This window comes from Vibrio sp. Vb1127 (assembly GCF_033338735.1).
Taxonomy (GTDB): Bacteria; Pseudomonadota; Gammaproteobacteria; order Enterobacterales; family Vibrionaceae; genus Vibrio; species Vibrio alginolyticus.
The window spans coordinates 69,292-86,004 of the sequence record NZ_JAWOTF010000012.1 but is presented as its reverse complement, the minus strand read 5'-3'; the positions used below and the strand labels follow the sequence as shown (position 1 = coordinate 86,004).

The following is a 16,713-nucleotide window of genomic DNA, read 5'->3' as shown; positions in this document are numbered from 1 at the left end:
GGAAATGCCTCGCGGGTTTACGTTGTTGGAGCTTCTTATTACTGTTGCTGCCTTGTCAGTACTACTACTTTTTGTCGCCCCAAGTTTTTCAAAAGTTAGCCAACACATGAAAATAGTGAATTTAGCCAACGAATTACAGGGTTTGTTGATCCAAGCGAAATCGGAATCGGTGATGAGAAATCAAGATTTTTGGGTTCATATTCAAGGCTTGCCTTCATCCACCGGAAGCTGGAAGCTCACACTCTCGAGTGTATCGAATGTCACTGACATTACTTCAATGAATACTGTTGCTGAGCTGCAAGGTCATCTATATCGGGGTCTGGTGGTGTCGAGTAATATAACTAGCGTCAAGTTTGATCGTGTTATGGGGAATCCCAAAAATGCGGGAAGTATTCACCTGAAGAAATCTCAAGCGGATACCAGTCCGATAAAAGTAACTGTTCATAACGGAGCAGGGCGAGTAAAAGTGTGCGCTATGAATAAGGCAAAATATGGCTTTGAACAATGCTAAACAGCAGGGTAGTACACTTGTTGAGTTTATGATTGCTGCGTTGTTAGGACTTGTCGCTTTGGGCATTGTTGGCGCAGTGTTTCTTTCTAACCAAAAAACAGCTGTGCAGCGAAGCAAGGAAATAATGCTACTTCAGCAGATGAGTAGTGTAATTCAACAAGTGAAAGAGGATATTCAGCGAGCAGGGTTTGATGGTATTACGACAAAATCAATGATGCTTTCCGGTTCTCCTAGCGTTCTATATCAACAATCCGAAAAAATCGGTTATGTTTATCGAAACACAGCAAGCTCTGTGAGTAATACGATATATCGGTTAAAGGATAATATGTTGGAATATTGCCAGGATGATTCACCATCACCTTTAAGTGTCGTGTCTGCTGCTAGTGGATGTTTTGATCTTTTTGATCCTAAGCAAATTAAAGTAACTCAATTTGGTGTTAGTCGAACATTACTATCAGGTTCGTCAATAGAGAGTGCGTTTATTTCTATTTCAATGGCCGCTGAATTAAAAAATGATCCGGCAATTTCTCACGCCATTTTATTACAAGTTCAGCAAAGGAATTGGCAATGATACGTAAGCATCAACAAGGAGTGGCCACGTTACTTATTACTTCCATACTGCTCTCTGTCGCTTTGGTTGTGACGTTAGGCTCATATAAGAATCTATTTTATCAAATTAAGCGTGCGCAGAATGAAGTTAGTTCTCGGCAACAGCACTGGGAAGCGGAAGGAGGGCTTGAGTGTCTATTTGCTTATGTCACAGATGATGTATCCATAGTGAACGAGCTCATCCCAATTAATCACAATAATTTAAATACCTTATGTAAGAGGGAATTAAACCTTAGCCAGCTGAACGTTACTGATATAGGGGCAGGAGTCTATCGTATTAATTCTATATCTCACAATGGTTGGGCCCAGCTCAATAAAACTTTCAGTACACTAAGTAATCATGGAAAAGGAGCGATACAAACCACATCCAAGTTAACTACTTATGGTGATTTAAAGGTTCATCCAGATGCGAAAGGTGATCTTAATTCTGACAATCTGTATGAATGCATATCACTGACTTATCGGTATAGTTATACCATGGAAGGCGGAAGCACAGGATCAAAATATAACACTGCATCAATAAGAGCGAATAGCTTATATGATGGTTCTCCTGCTGGAGGGTGTACCGCTGCAACGACAACCAATGTTACAGTAAAAGCTGGGAATGCAATTACGAAAACTAATAAACCTGAAACTTCTGATCCGCAGCTAAAAGGCGATTTTGTTTATGACTCTGAAGTCGATCCTTTCCAAACCTTTTTTGATTACAAAAAAACACCGGAAAATATTGATAAAGTCAAAGCTTCATTTCCGAAAGCTGGGAAAATCAATTTGTCAAATGCGACACAGTGTAAATCAGTTATCGAAAATGCTTTTAAGGAAGTAGATAAGGTTTGGATTACTGGTGACTGCGCCATTCACGGGAATTTAGCACTTCAAGGCAACCATGAGAAATATACGTTAGTTATTCAAGATGGTATTTTTATCAATACTGGTTCAACAACATTTCAGGGTTCGCTTTTTCATTTAGTCGATAAAACTAAACCACAGTTTGCTCCTGATGAGTTAAAAAGCTATTGGGAAAGTTTGTTCTCGAATGCTGATGGCTCACCGACTAATTTTACCATTGGTAAACAATATACTGATCTTACACAAACTGTTTATGTTGATGCAGGGGCATTTCACGCAACGGGTGGTTATGGTTTTGATACTGATGGGTTAAAAACCTCAATTGCGGGCTCAATGGAGTTACTATTTGATTCCAGCAAAAGACCTACAACAAGGAGAAATGATGTTCGTTGGCAAGAGGGAAGTTGGAATGCCAAGTAAACAACATGGTTTTAGTTTAATTGAAATAATGATTTCTTTTATTTTAATTGGTGTCGGTGCTCTTGGATTGGTTAAGTTGCAAGCTTACATTGAGCTGCGGGCAGATTACGCGATGCATAGCATTGAAGCGCTAAATCTTGCTGAGCAGAAATTAGAGTGGTTTCGTACGCGTGGGGCTATTTCTGCAGTCCCCTCGATGCCCGCCGCTAATTTTGATACAAATATTGTCTCTGGGGAAGATACTACGCACCCCTTGTATACTTTATCTTGGTCTGTGCCAACGGCAACTCTGTCGGGCGCACTTAAAACGATACATATGGAAGCTCTATGGCAAGATCGCCACGGTAAAATACAATCGGTAGAGCTGAAAACCATGATCTCTAAACATAGCGAATTTGATTAAATAGTCTAGGTTCCTGTTTTACGCCGATTCAATCAAAACCGATTGGAGTTCTGGATAAGGTGTTCACTGTCCGCGTTGCCCTTTTTATATTGAAGAGAATTATTTCTTGCTTCTCATCACGTATAGTTTCTTTTCTTAAAACTATCTATTCATCGCTCTATGCAACCTCTGTTTTTGCCAGCTCGTTTACTAAATGTATATGTTGATTTTTCCATAATGTTTCAGGCTTGTATCTTTGGTTTTGTTTTTTTGCAAAATATGTCTCCAATTATGAAAAAAAATCTAGAACCTTGTGCTTTCTCCATTAGTGTTTACTAGAATACTCGTTGGATAGTAGGCCGTTATAATTATTCAAATAGGCCTTGGCACCAACATCATTCACTATGGAGTTACCATGAGTAACCAAGCTGTAAATAAAGCACCATCATCGAAGCCGAGCGGGATGGAGCGCTTTTTAAACTTTATCGAGAGGACAGGTAACAAAATTCCTGATCCTGCGATTTTGTTCTTCTGGGCATTGATCATTACTTGGGCGGCGTCAGCACTTTTGTCGAATGTATCATTCGATCTTCCAAACCCTCGAACGGGCGAAGCTCTTACTATCACCAACTTACTTACGGGCGAAGCGCTAGCAAGTTTCCTTGCTAACATGGTGACGACGTTTACTGGCTTTGCGCCACTGGGTATCGTACTTGTCGCAATGCTAGGTGTGGGTGTTGCAGATTCTTCGGGCTTTATTACGACGGGTCTTAAGAAGATGCTGAACTTCACGCCAGCTAAGCTTCTTACTCCAATGCTTATTTTGGTTGCCATTGTATCGCATACTGCGGCAGATGCAGGCTATGTTCTGGTTATTCCTCTTGGCGGTATTATCTTCCATGCGGCAGGTCGTCACCCTTTAGCAGGTATTGCGGCAGCATTTGCAGGTGTATCTGGCGGCTTCTCTGCAAACTTTATCCCTTCAGGTATCGATCCGCTATTGGCTGGCTTTACGCAAACTGCGGCGCAGGTTCTTGATCCTGAATATGTGGTTAACCCATTAGCGAACATCTTCTTCACTGGCCTATCCTCTATCATTATTGTGGGGATTGGTTGGTACGTGACAGAGAAAATCATCGAGCCTCGTTTATCAAAAATGCCAATTGATGATGATGCGGAAACCGCGCCAAACCTAGGTTCATTTACTGAACTGGAATCAAAAGCTTTCCGTTATGCAGGTTGGGCAATGATGGCGGGTATTGCTTTACTTGTTGCAGCGTTAATTCCAGAAACATCAGCACTTCGCTCGCCTGAAGGTGAAATTACAGCCTTCTCAGCACCGATAATGAAGTCTATCGTGCCGTTGATCTTTATTCTGTTTATCATTCCTGGTTACGTTTACGGTAAAGTGTCTGGAACGTTCAAGACCAGCAACGACATTATCAAAGCGATGGCTGATACTATGTCAACCATGGGCGCATACATTGTTATGTCGTTCTTCTGTGCTCAGTTCCTATCTGCATTTGCTCAGTCAAACATCGGTACGATGCTAGCGTTGTATGGCGCAGAAGGCTTAAAAGCGATGAACCTACCAGGTGAAGTGACCATCATCGGTATGATCCTTCTAACCGCGTCTGTAAACCTACTTATTGGTTCGGCATCGGCAAAATGGGCTTTAATTGGTCCAATCCTAGTGCCAATGCTAATGGCGGTTGGTATCTCGCCTGAGCTGTCTCAGGCGGCTTACCGTGTGGGTGACTCTGTATCGAACATCATTTCGCCTCTAATGGTATTTTTCCCTCTTGTTGTGGTTTACTGTCAGCGTTATGTGAAGTCGGCTGGTATCGGTACGCTTGCGTCACTAATGATGCCATTCTCGATCGCAATGCTGATCGGTTGGTCTATCTTCCTAGTTGCTTATTGGATGGTAGGTATCCCGCTAGGCATTCAAGCTCCTTACACTTACACAATGTAAAAACGTGTAGGGTGTGAAAGCCGCTAATTGGCAGCCAAAAAGCGCAGGTCTTCGATCTGCGTTTTTTTGTTCTCGTAAAACGAACATCGATAGGTCTTGTAACTAGTTTTTTGGAGTTGCAGACTTTGTCCCGTGATGTGTTGCTGTAGTGAAACCGAAGTTGGTGATAAAATTCCTGACTTCAATCGTTTTTTGTTTCTTTGGAGCCTCCTTTGTCTAACCATCCGTTTTCCCCTCAAGATGAATTGTTTATGCGCAGAGCGATGGAGCTTGCTGAGCAAGCAGAAGCTGAGGGGGAAGTACCTGTTGGCGCAGTGCTTGTCAAAGATGGTGAAATTATCGCTGAGGGGTGGAATCGCTCTATTGGTACTAATGACGCTACCGCACATGCTGAGATCCAAACGCTGCGTAAAGCAGGCCAAAAGCTAGAAAATTACCGCCTTCTGGATACGACGTTATATGTAACACTTGAGCCATGCCCAATGTGTGCCGGAGCCTTATTGCATAGCCGCGTTAAGCGGGTTGTTTTTGGAGCGCCAGATTTAAAAGCTGGAGCAGCAGGAACAGTGCTTAATTTGTTTGAAAGTCAAGCCGCTTACCATTACGCCTTAATTGAAAAGGGGCTGCTAGAAGATGAGTGCCGTACTCAGCTACAAGCGTTTTTTAAGCGCCGCCGAAAGGAAATTAAAGCGAAGAAGCAAGCACAAAAAGCATTAGAAAATGGAGAGAGCGAACAAGGTAGTAGGAGTAGTGAGGGCTAGCAAACACCTACAACGTGGTAGATGTTTGCTTGGACGCACTAGTGATTGACTAAATGTACAAAAACACGATTACGTGAACTTACTTTCTTTTTCATACATGTCAGTTTACGTTTACGTCGGATAGCAGCTACTGTGTTATTTAAACGCTTTGACTGCACTCTACGTCTTCTCATATTCAAAACCTCCTGCAGACAAGACTTATACCAGTAAAGCGCGGCTCATCGATGCTTGGCAATAGGCTCGATAATCGCACTAAACATTGTATGGTTTAAACGTTCTTCATTTGACTTCTGCATTGCACAGAGCCAGCAAACAATTTCAATACGATGCTTAATAATAGGAGTGACGTTATTTCGGCAGAGTGTAGCCGAAAGCGCCGCTTCATCAAGTGAGCTAAACCATGTGGTTGTAAAGTAATCTGTTACAAAGCAATCAGTTTTACTAACGATGAAGAAAAGGCGACCAACCAAAGGAATGGTTGAGTGTGGTTGGTGTCACTCAGAATATTGGAGTCTAGATAAGTTTTCGTTAGGACTCAACAAAAATGACGAGCTTCATAGGCTCGTCATTTTTTAGTTTACCGCGGGTTTATTCTTCAATGCTTTCTTGTTCGGTGTCTTCTTCAACCGTGACGTCAGAAGCGCCAGAGACTTGTTCTACGACGGTCTCTACTGCGCCCGATATCAAAATGTCGGGGTTGAGCGGCGGAATCACTTGCAAGTCATCGCTATTCTCATCAATCGCTGGCTGTTGGCTGACATGACCAATGATGGATTGGTAGTAACGTCGAATATTTTCTACGTAATTACGCGCTTCATCGCCTCTGGCGTACCCATAGCGAGTTTGGCTGTAATAGCGCTTCTGACGTAGTAAAGGCAGCCTGTCTTTTACATCCGCCCAAGCGTTCGGATCGCCACCTTGTGCTTTGGTGAGTCGTCGTGCGTCCATCATGTGGCCGTAACCAATATTGTATGAAGCTAACGCAAACCATATTTTTTCATGCTCGTTAATGCTATCAGGCACGCGACTTACAATACGGCGTAAGTACTCGACACCACCACGAACAGATTGCTCAGGGTCCAAACGGTTAGTCACCCCGACGCTTTTCGCCGTTGGCAGAGTCAGCATCATCATCCCCCTAACACCCGTTGGCGATTTTGCTGTTGGTTTCCAGTGTGACTCTTGATAAGCCAATGCTGCAATTAAGCGCCAGTCGAACTCTTCGCTGTATTTTTGGAATAAAGGTGCCCATTTAGGCAATTTGTCATCCAGAGCTCGAATGAATGCGCGAGTATCAACGTAATCAAATGCTTCAATATGACCAATGTACTTTTCTTCGAGGGTGGACAGTTCTCCTGATTGTTTGATGTTACCGAAAAACTCTATCAGCATCGCATACAAACTTTCGTCTTCAGAACGTCGAGTAAACCAAGATACTGGTTGATCTTCTGTAAGTTCAAACGCGAGCGCAAGATCGGGGTAAAGGCGTTGAGCTAAGGAAAGTTCCACCGAATCAGTCACAGTAAAACGTAACTCACCCGTCGATACGTATTTGAGTAAGTCTCTCGTGTCAGCATCACCAACAATTTCAAACTGAAGTTCTGGATACTGCTTCTTTAACGCTGTTAGGGTCGGAACATATTGCGATTGTTCAACGATCTTTAATGTTTGAGCGCCTGCATTTGTATCTTCGTCGGACTCGTCGTCTTTCGAGGCTTGGTATTCAATGAGTTGTTCGATATCACGTGGTCGAAGTTGCCCTTTTTTATATACCACTTGTTGGCTTACATAATAATAGGCAGGGCCTGGTCTAAATCGTTTGACTGCTTGTGACGTTTGATTTAAACCCGTAGCGATGATATCGATATCTCCTTTCTTAAGAGCAGGAAAAAGCTCAGCCTGGCGAAAGGCTGGTTTAATCTCGAGTTTGACGCCGAGCTGCTCCGCAAACTGACGCGCCAATTCGTAATCCAACCCTGCGGGACCATCGGGACCTATGTAGTAGGAAAGCTGATTGTTTAGCGTGCCAACACGAAGCACACCACGTTCTTGAATTTTTTCAAATTCACTTTTGGGCTCCGACTCAATCTGGCAAGCAGAGAGTAAAAGAACAGAAACTAAAATTAGAGCACTGCGCTTGAGCCGGTTGAAGTGACTTATTTGCATTAATAGGTACATCTTGGAAAATTTCTATTTGCCTTTATATCAAAGCGAGCTCATGGGGCAAAGTGAATCACACACTTATAACGTGACATTGTGTGTTTTATCGACATTTTAGTTGTAATTCAAATTTGACAAAAAAAATGACGCAAACGGTTGCTTTTGGTGTTACATCACAAAAACAATTACTATATAATGCGCTCGCAATGACGAGGTGGAATCGGCATAGGTTCGATAGGGCTTATTTTAAGTGTCTGAATTTATTCCAATATCACCTTAATCAATTGCATAAGAGACCTAAGCACATGAGAATTTTGCGTGGCTCCCCAGCTCTTTCTGAGTTTCGTGTTAATAAACTACTGGAACTTTGTCGTGAACAAGATCTGCCTGTAACTGGCATTTATGCCGAGTTTATGCACTTTGCCGATCTAAAGTCAGACCTTGATGACCAAGAGTTAGAAAAACTTGAAAAGTTACTAACTTACGGCCCAACCATCGAAGAGCATGAGCCTGAAGGTCTTCTACTTCTTGTCACGCCTCGTCCTGGCACTATCTCGCCTTGGTCTTCTAAATCTACCGATATCGCTGTTAACTGTGGTCTGGATAAAGTGAAACGTCTAGAGCGTGGTACGGCTTATTATGTCGAGTCTTCAGTTGTTCTATCAGAAGCTCAAGCTGACGCTGTTAAAGCGTTAATTCACGACCGCATGATGGAAACAGTATTCACAGAATTTGAAGCCGCATCAGCATTATTTACTGTTGCAGAGCCTAAGCCTGTCGCACATGTTGATATCTTAGCTGGCGGTCGTCTTGCGCTTGAAGAGGCAAACGTTTCCCTTGGCTTGGCACTCGCAGAAGATGAAATTGATTACTTGGTAGAGAACTTTACTAAGCTTGGGCGTAACCCAAACGACATTGAATTGATGATGTTTGCTCAGGCGAACTCAGAGCATTGTCGCCACAAAATTTTTAACGCAGATTGGACTATCGACGGGGTAGATCAACCTAAGTCTTTGTTCAAAATGATCAAAAACACTTTTGAAACGACACCTGACTATGTGCTGTCTGCATACAAAGACAACGCAGCCGTTATGACAGGTTCTAAAGCGGGGCGTTTTTTCCCTGACCCTAAATCTCGTCAATACACGTACCACCATGAAGATACGCACATCTTGATGAAGGTAGAAACGCACAACCACCCAACGGCAATCTCTCCATGGCCGGGCGCATCGACTGGCTCAGGCGGTGAAATCCGTGACGAAGGCGCGACGGGTATCGGCGGTAAGCCAAAAGCGGGTCTGGTTGGTTTTACAACCTCTAACTTACGTATTCCTGGTTTTGAACAGCCATGGGAAACCGACTTCGGCAAGCCGGGTCGTATTGTAAATGCGTTAGACATCATGCTTGAAGGTCCTCTAGGAGGCGCGGCATTCAACAACGAATTTGGTCGTCCAAATCTATTGGGTTACTTCCGTACTTACGAAGAAAAAGTCACTTCTCATGCGGGTGAAGAAATTCGTGGTTACCACAAACCAATCATGATTGCTGGTGGTATGGGTAACATCCGCGATGAACACGTACAGAAGAAAGAGATTCCAGTGGGTGCGAGCCTCATCGTACTTGGTGGTCCGGCAATGAACATCGGTCTTGGTGGTGGCGCGGCATCTTCCATGGCATCTGGTCAGTCAGCAGAAGATCTGGACTTTGCTTCAGTACAGCGTGAAAACCCAGAGATGGAACGTCGCTGTCAGGAAGTGATCGACCGTTGTTGGCAGTTAGGCGACGACAACCCAATCGCATTTATCCACGATGTGGGTGCAGGCGGTATCTCTAACGCATTGCCTGAACTTGTCGACGACGGTGAGCGTGGCGGTAAGTTCCAATTACGCGATGTACCAAACGATGAGCCGGGCATGAGCCCACTGGAAATCTGGTGTAACGAATCACAGGAACGTTACGTTCTAGCGGTAGCGCCAGAAAACATGGAAGCATTCGACGCCATCTGTAAGCGTGAACGCGCACCGTATGCAGTGGTGGGTGTGGCGACAGAAGAGCGTCATCTAACGCTAGAAGATTCTCACTTCGACAATACGCCAATCGATATGCCAATGGATATCCTGCTTGGTAAGCCACCGAAGATGCACCGTGACGCAACCACACTAAAAGTGGAAAGCCCTGCCATTGTTCGTGATGGTATTGAGCTTAATGAAGCGGTGGATCGCGTACTTCGTCTTCCTGCTGTTGCAGAAAAAACATTCCTAATTACTATCGGTGACCGAACAGTAACGGGTCTGGTTGCTCGTGATCAAATGGTTGGTCCTTGGCAGGTACCAGTAGCAAACTGCGCAGTAACAGCGGCAAGCTACGACACTTACCATGGCGAAGCAATGTCGATGGGTGAGCGCACGCCAGTGGCATTACTAGACTTTGGAGCATCGGCTCGCCTAGCCGTTGGTGAGTCACTAACGAACATTGCGGCAACAGACATCGGTGATATTAAACACATTAAACTGTCTGCGAACTGGATGTCTCCAGCGGGTCACCCAGGTGAAGATGCGGGTCTTTACGAAGCAGTGAAAGCGGTTGGTGAAGAATTGTGTCCTGCGTTAGGTTTGACTATCCCAGTTGGTAAAGACTCCATGTCGATGAAAACCAAGTGGGAAGAAAACGGCGAGAGCAAAGAAGTCACTTCTCCACTGTCGTTAGTTATCACGGCATTTGGTCGTGTGGAAGACGTACGTAAGACCGTGACTCCACAACTACGCACTGACAAAGGAAAGACTTCTCTAGTTCTTGTTGACTTGGGTAACGGCAAAAACCGCTTAGGTGCGACAGCATTGGCACAAGTATACAAACAGCTGGGTGACAAACCTGCTGACGTAGATAATGCAGAGCAGCTAAAAGGCTTCTTTGATGCAATGCAAGCGTTAGTACGTGATGACAAGCTAGTGGCTTACCACGATAAAGGCGACGGCGGTCTGTTTGTTACACTGGCTGAGATGGCATTCGCGGGTCACTGTGGCGTAAAAGCGAACATCGCAGAGCTGGGTGACGATGCGCTGGCCGTTCTATTTAACGAAGAGCTAGGTGCGGTTGTTCAAGTTAAGAATGATGATCTAGATTCAGTTCTATCTACTCTGGCGGCAAACGGCTTAGAGGCATGCTCACATGTGATTGGTTCTGTTGAAGCTTCAGACGACTTTGTTATCACTTCTGGTGATGCAGTTGTGCTTGAACGTTCACGTACCGAACTACGCGTTATCTGGGCTGAAACAACGCATAAGATGCAAAGCCTACGTGATAACCCAGCGTGTGCAGACCAAGAGCACGAAGCTAAGAAAGACAACTCTGACCCGGGTCTAAACGTTAAGCTCAGCTTCGACGTAAATGAAGACGTTGCAGCACCGTACATTGCGAAAGGTGCTAAACCTAAGATGGCAATTCTACGTGAGCAGGGCGTTAACTCCCACGTCGAAATGGCAGCAGCGTTTGACCGAGCTGGTTTTGAAGCAACCGACATCCATATGAGCGATATCCTAACGGGCCAAGCGGTACTGGATGAATACCATGGCCTAGTAGCTTGTGGTGGCTTCTCTTACGGCGACGTATTAGGTGCGGGTGAAGGTTGGGCTAAGTCTATCCTGTTTAACGCACAAGCTCGTGAACAATTCCAAGCCTTCTTCAACCGTGAAGAGACGTTCTCTTTAGGTGTATGTAACGGTTGCCAGATGCTATCAAACCTGAAAGAGCTGATCCCAGGTGCAGACTTGTGGCCACGTTTTGTGCGCAACGAATCTGAGCGTTTTGAAGCGCGCTTTAGTCTAGTTGAAGTTCAGAAATCTGATTCTGTATTCTTCGACGGTATGGCTGGTTCGCGTATGCCAATCGCGGTTTCCCACGGAGAAGGGCGTGTAGAAGTACGTGATGCAGAGCACCTAGCAGCGATTGAAGCATCAGGTACGGTTGCGGTTCGTTACGTGGATAACCTCGGTAACCCAACACAACAATACCCGAACAACCCGAATGGTTCGCCAAACGCGATTACCGGTTTAACAACAGCAGACGGTCGCGTAACTATCATGATGCCTCACCCAGAGCGCGTATTCCGCACAGTTGCAAATTCTTGGGCTCCGGAAGGTTGGGGTGAAAATGGCGCTTGGATGCGTATGTTCCAAAATGCCCGTAAGAATATCGGTTAATTAACCAAAGGTTAATCTAGCTTAAGTAAAGCGTTGGTTGAGAGACCAGCGCTTTCTTTTTTCTTATCACTCTTTTTTCTTCGTCGCTCTTTCTAGTGACTTGGCGAAACGTTGCTTTGTTCTGCCTCTTCTTTGTCATCTATTATCTAGCGTAAAAAACTTGCAGCGTTTAGATTACTTTTATGCTCTAATACCGCGCTTACCAAGGGATGGTGTTAAACAGCTCAGCTTAGATGGAGTTATCAAGTTGACCGAATCCCTGATTGATCCCTAAATCCCTTAGGAAATGAAAGAAATGTCTAAGAATCCAAAATTTGCTATCCGCGTCACTGAAAAACGTAACGGCTGGAGCGCAGAAATCACTCGCCAAGTGACATCTCGTAAGACTGTAGTATCAAAGCGTGAAACAGGCTTTGACAGCGAAGAGAAAGCACAAGCTTGGGCTGAACAAGAACTGGCTGGATTTATCCAAAACCAAGTGGTTCGTAACGAGCGTAAAGCAGCGCAACGTCAAGAGCGTGAAGCAGAACAACTAGCGGCAAAAGTTCGTAAAGAAGAAGCCCGCAAAGCACGTGAAACCGAAGTAGACACTGACGAAGAATAAGTTTAAATCGGTGAGATGGTGACGTTACCCATCAAACAAATAGTGAAAATGCCCTGAGTTTTGTCTCAGGGCATTTTTTATTTATATCGGCTAAAAACAATCCGACGATACGGACAAGCTAAACGTGCCGTCTTCAGGGGCTGCAAATTGTTTATTGCCAGGAAGAAGGTGAGGGTTATTAGCATAAGTGCGATGTGTCGATTTGACCTTTGCAGAATGTCTTTCCGGTAAATCAAAGTGTTGTAAGCCGTCAGATAGATCGTTTGCTTCACCGTAGTCGAAATGTGTTGCGACGTCTTTGGGCTGCTTGGCGTAACGACAGTGATCCGGCTTACCATCTTCGTGCCAAGTTAAAGAGTTAGTTTTTGCATCTAGATTCAGGTTATTTGCTGTTGGCTGTGCGTAAAAATCTTCTGAAACTTGGTGCTTGCTTTGCTCTTGTAAGTAGTCTGCAATGTTCTCAGAAGCTTGCGCTAGGCTACCTACAGGGAAGAAGCAAATCAGAAGAAGCCGTGTTTTTAGATTGTTCATAATGTGTATGCAAGCAAAAGGAAATGATAATACTGATAAATAAAACGGCGTGCAATTATGGCCATTGGATACGATATAACAGGGCAGTTAATGTCTGCCCTGCATCTTTTAGGTATGGTTAGTATTGATAAGTGAGGTGCAGTTTGACTTCGCGACCAGGCGAAGGCACGCCATTAGATAGGTATGCTTCGTAGTAACGATCGGTTAAGTTTTTCACAACCGCGCCAACGCTCAAGCCTTCGACTTGTTGTATTTCCCAAACCACGTAAGCGTTTTGTAGCGTGTATTGCTCACTTGGCGATTTCACTTTTAAATTGTTACCGCTTGCCTTGGTTTTGGTTTGCGCATCATACCAACGGACTTCCCAGCCAGTACGTAAACCAGGAATCCATTCGTAACCTAAACCCAGATTAATGTTTAATGGCGGTACATCAGGATGATCATCATCTGAACCTGTAGAGTCAGATAGGCTGCCTTTGTTTTTGCCGCGAATGTAACTTGCTGAGAAATTACTGTAGAAATCTTCAATCCGGTATTGTGAAATTAGCTCAAAGCCATAGTTTTTAAAGCCATCTAGGTTTGTATTCCAGCTTTGTAACTCAGTAGTATTTTTGTCGAGGTTTTCGCCCGTTCGTATATCAACTGTGTCGCTAACATCGTTATAGAACATAGTTAACTCTGTTGCGAGGTTATCGCGAGAGTTCACCAGCCCTTCCGTTAAGTTGATAACGCTTGCTTGATAAGCATGGATACGAGACACGTCCAGATTCAAAGCAGTAGCCGTAGCGGTAGCTCGCGCATATTGCACTGAGTAGATGTTATCAACGGTTGGTGCTTTTAAAGCGTAGGCGTAGGAGGCGTTTAAACGCGTATTATTGCTCGCATCAAAGTCGATATCCAAACGTGGGCTAAAGCCTTTATGCGTCGTTTCAGTGTAGTTATGTCCGGCAGCTGGATCATTATAATCCGGCGCTGCGTTCCCTTTTCCTTCACTCTTGATGTATTCGTAACGCAGAGAAGGTGTGATTGTTAGGCGCTCTGTTGCTTGATAGTGATCAGCAATGTAAGCGGCATAAATTGACTGCGTGCCAGATGGTTCGTAGTAAGGGGTGTACCAACCGTAGTTTTTCGCTTCATTACTGTCGTATGATGCGTTGAATACTAACGAGTCTCTATCGGTTTTTTGATATTGAAGCCCAGTGATTAGAGTGTGGTCTCCGAATTGTGCTTGGTTAAACACATCAACGTAGTCACGCTCGTAACTCAGCCATGACTCATGACCGTAACTGCCAACAGAAACGAACATTTTCTCGAATGCTACGTCAGGGCGAACCCAATGACGATCGTTTTCGGAACGTGCCATTTTGATATTGAAATCAATATACGGGTTAGTCGGCATGTAGTGGTAAGAGATGGTCGTGGTGTTGTCCGTGTATTTGTTATCGACGGTGTAAGCGTATTGGGCTTTTTCTAATGAGCCGTATTTCTTGATATTGTATTCGGTGATGTTAGGCATTTTTCCGCGGCGGTTAGCCCAAGGTTTACGACCTTCATCTTTGTAGCGAGTATGGCTAATTTCAAACTCGTGATCGTTATTTTCATAACCGACCTTTACGAGCATGTTTTCTTGCTCATAACCTGAGTAATCTAGCGTTTCACCACCTCCGACTTTAATGTCATCAGAATCTTTTACCGAGCCATTCGCTAGAAAATAAAAACCAGTATCGTTTTTACCATAGAGTGTTAGCGTGTAGGCGTTCTCATCGCCGTTGGTGTTGTATGCACTTGAGATGCGAGCACCAAAGTTTCTTTCGCCGTACAGGAGATCATCGACACTTTTGGTTTTAATGCGAATGGAGCCACCAAACTTCCCGTTGAGTGCTCGATAGTCGTGCGCGCCCTTGATAATTTCTGCTTCGCCAATTAAGAACGGATCAAAAAAGAAGGTACCGTAGCGGTATTGTTGAAAGCCAATTGGAGCGCCATCGACAAACACGGCGATATCGCTTGGATCATCAAAACCACGAATGTTAATACGTTCGCCACCAGAACGACCGCCACCATCTAATGATGCACCGGGAACGGCATCGATCATTGAGGCAAAATTAGAGTACTGTTGCTCTTCAATCTCTGACCAATTAATGGTGGTTTGCGCAGGCTCAGCAATGGTAATAGGTTTGGCATAACGAACGCCTATGACTTCAAGCTCTTCATTTGGCGTTGTCTCAGCATATGAATAAAGAGGGAAGAGCAAAGCTAGTGAAATGAGATTTACTTTGAATGGATGACTTATTAATCGTTTCATATTGATGATTTATAGTGTTTTTATGAAGCTCGGATTATAAGAACATTATTACGATTAATAAATGATAATGAGATTAATTATCAAATGTGTTTTTGCGACGGATTGTAAAGTTTTTTATCCATTCGTGGAAACTACGATAAGTATCGTTAGCGTACATAAAACAAAAAGCCCAGCATCATGGACGCTGAGCTTATTGGCTTTAAACAAGATAGTGCGAGCACTGTTGCTCCTTTTGAGCTAATCAGGCGCCTACTTGGTAGGAATTACTGAGTTTCTAACGGTATCTGTCCGGTGGTCAGCGGCTCGGCATCGAATTCAGTGAGGCCTTCAATATAGCTTTCGACTGCTTGCTCTAAAGCATTATCACCTTGGTTAAAATAGGCAAGGTGGAAAATTGCATCGCCTTCGTTCACCAATGGTAATGTTTGTTGACCGATAACTAAACCACGCTTCGGGGCTTTTAGTTCTATCTCATCATGACCAAGAGGAGAGCTAATATAAGCGAGCGTTTCACCCTGTTCTACTTTGTCTCCCAGATTAACGACAGTACGCAAAATGCCGTTACCTGACGCGCGAACCCAGCTGGTGGACTTCGCTATGATAGGCTCAGGCAGCTTTTTCCTGCTCGCTCGCAACATACCAATGGCTTGCATTACGCGCCGAACCCCGAACACACCAGCGCTGATCGAAAGTGGATCAAAGCGCAATGCTTCGCCAGCCTCGTAGGTGAGCACTGGAATATCACATTTTTCTGCTTCACTGCGTAAAGAGCCATCACGCAATGCTGAATCAACAATCACTGGCGTTGCAAATGCTTGAGCAATACGCAGAGTTTCTGGGTTGCTTAAGTTTGCGCGGATCTGTGGCAAGTTCGTGCGATGAATGGCCCCTGTGTGTAGATCCAAAATGTAGTCACAACGCTTGGCAATGTTGTTAAAGAACCCGTGTGCCATACGAGATGCAAGTGCGCCTTTTTCACTGCCAGGAAAGCAACGGTTGAGATCTCGTCGGTCGGGCAAGTAACGAGATTTATGGATGAAACCAAAAACGTTAACGATAGGTACTGCAATGACAGTGCCTTTCAGTTTTTGTGGATCCAGTTGGTTAATGATCTGACGAACGATTTCTACGCCATTAAGCTCATCACCATGGATAGCAGCATTCACCATTAAAACTGGTCCTTCTTGTTTCCCATGGATTATTTCCACAGGAATAGATAAAGGCGAATGTGTATATAGCTTCGCTGCTTCAAATTCGATCTCTAATCGTTGCCCTGGTTGTATTTGATGTCCTAAGAGCTCAAACACTTTGCTTTTTTTACTTCTGGCCATAAACCATCTCTGTCAAATGCGTCATCAGCAATGTAACAATTGCTGCAAAATCGCACTAATCATTCTCATTAAGGAC

12 protein-coding genes are annotated in these 16,713 nt (G+C 44.3%); 8 read left to right on the top strand and 4 right to left on the bottom strand.

Translation table 11 applies throughout. The annotated features are described in order from the left end of the window. Positions 1–4 precede the first annotated feature (4 nt). The 6 genes from R7H07_RS16355 to tadA all read left to right on the top strand — a co-directional run bounded on the left by R7H07_RS16355 (position 5) and on the right by tadA (position 5,507). Complete coding sequence (locus R7H07_RS16355) at positions 5–511, top strand: GspH/FimT family pseudopilin (protein WP_149192398.1); 507 nt, start codon at positions 5–7, stop codon at positions 509–511. Then, positions 492–1,082, top strand: coding sequence for a PilW family protein (locus R7H07_RS16350; protein ID WP_017635697.1), 591 nt, complete (start codon positions 492–494; stop codon positions 1,080–1,082). Before R7H07_RS16355 ends, R7H07_RS16350 begins: the two co-directional genes overlap by 20 nt. Next, positions 1,079–2,389 carry a hypothetical protein gene (locus R7H07_RS16345; RefSeq protein ID WP_149192386.1) on the top strand — a complete coding sequence of 437 codons (1,311 nt, stop codon included), beginning with the start codon at positions 1,079–1,081 and terminating at the stop codon, positions 2,387–2,389. Before R7H07_RS16350 ends, R7H07_RS16345 begins: the two co-directional genes overlap by 4 nt. After that, positions 2,379–2,792 (top strand): prepilin-type N-terminal cleavage/methylation domain-containing protein, encoded by a 414-nt coding sequence (locus tag R7H07_RS16340; protein WP_017635696.1) that lies wholly within the window; start codon positions 2,379–2,381, stop codon positions 2,790–2,792. The genes R7H07_RS16345 and R7H07_RS16340 overlap by 11 nt, the downstream gene beginning before the upstream one ends. Before the next feature lie 394 nt (positions 2,793–3,186). After that, entirely contained in the window at positions 3,187–4,746 is a 1,560-nt protein-coding gene (locus R7H07_RS16335) for an AbgT family transporter (RefSeq protein WP_017635695.1), read from the top strand. A gap of 212 nt (positions 4,747–4,958) precedes the next feature. Further along, positions 4,959–5,507 carry a tRNA adenosine(34) deaminase TadA gene (gene tadA, locus R7H07_RS16330; RefSeq protein WP_082240141.1) on the top strand — a complete coding sequence of 183 codons (549 nt, stop codon included), beginning with the start codon at positions 4,959–4,961 and terminating at the stop codon, positions 5,505–5,507. 588 nt (positions 5,508–6,095) lie between these two features. Here tadA and mltF read toward each other — a convergent pair. After that, positions 6,096–7,673, bottom strand: a complete 1,578-nt coding sequence (gene mltF, locus R7H07_RS16325; RefSeq protein ID WP_031779069.1) for a membrane-bound lytic murein transglycosylase MltF — start codon at positions 7,671–7,673, stop codon at positions 6,096–6,098. A gap of 299 nt (positions 7,674–7,972) precedes the next feature. On the opposite strand from mltF, the gene purL reads away from it, so the two are divergent. Further along, on the top strand, positions 7,973–11,866 hold the full coding sequence (gene purL / locus R7H07_RS16320) for a phosphoribosylformylglycinamidine synthase (RefSeq protein ID WP_137281754.1): 3,894 nt from the start codon (positions 7,973–7,975) through the stop codon (positions 11,864–11,866). Positions 11,867–12,161: 295 nt separating this feature from the next. After that, positions 12,162–12,470, top strand: a complete 309-nt coding sequence (locus tag R7H07_RS16315) for a DUF3622 domain-containing protein (RefSeq protein ID WP_025998700.1) — start codon at positions 12,162–12,164, stop codon at positions 12,468–12,470. 90 nt (positions 12,471–12,560) lie between these two features. Here the strand turns inward: R7H07_RS16315 and R7H07_RS16310 are convergent, their stop codons facing one another. From R7H07_RS16310 to R7H07_RS16300, 3 genes are all read right to left on the bottom strand, one after another. After that, positions 12,561–13,001: a hypothetical protein gene (locus tag R7H07_RS16310; RefSeq protein WP_005381599.1), complete on the bottom strand. Its 441-nt coding sequence runs from the start codon at positions 12,999–13,001 to the stop codon at positions 12,561–12,563. 118 nt (positions 13,002–13,119) lie between these two features. Further along, positions 13,120–15,306, bottom strand: a complete 2,187-nt coding sequence (locus R7H07_RS16305) for a TonB-dependent receptor domain-containing protein (protein ID WP_065274229.1) — start codon at positions 15,304–15,306, stop codon at positions 13,120–13,122. Between the two features lie 263 nt (positions 15,307–15,569). Continuing rightward, the gene (locus tag R7H07_RS16300; RefSeq protein WP_054576939.1) at positions 15,570–16,637 is read right to left on the bottom strand and encodes a succinylglutamate desuccinylase/aspartoacylase family protein; all 1,068 of its coding nucleotides are present in this window, start codon (positions 16,635–16,637) and stop codon (positions 15,570–15,572) included. Positions 16,638–16,713: the final 76 nt, after the last annotated feature.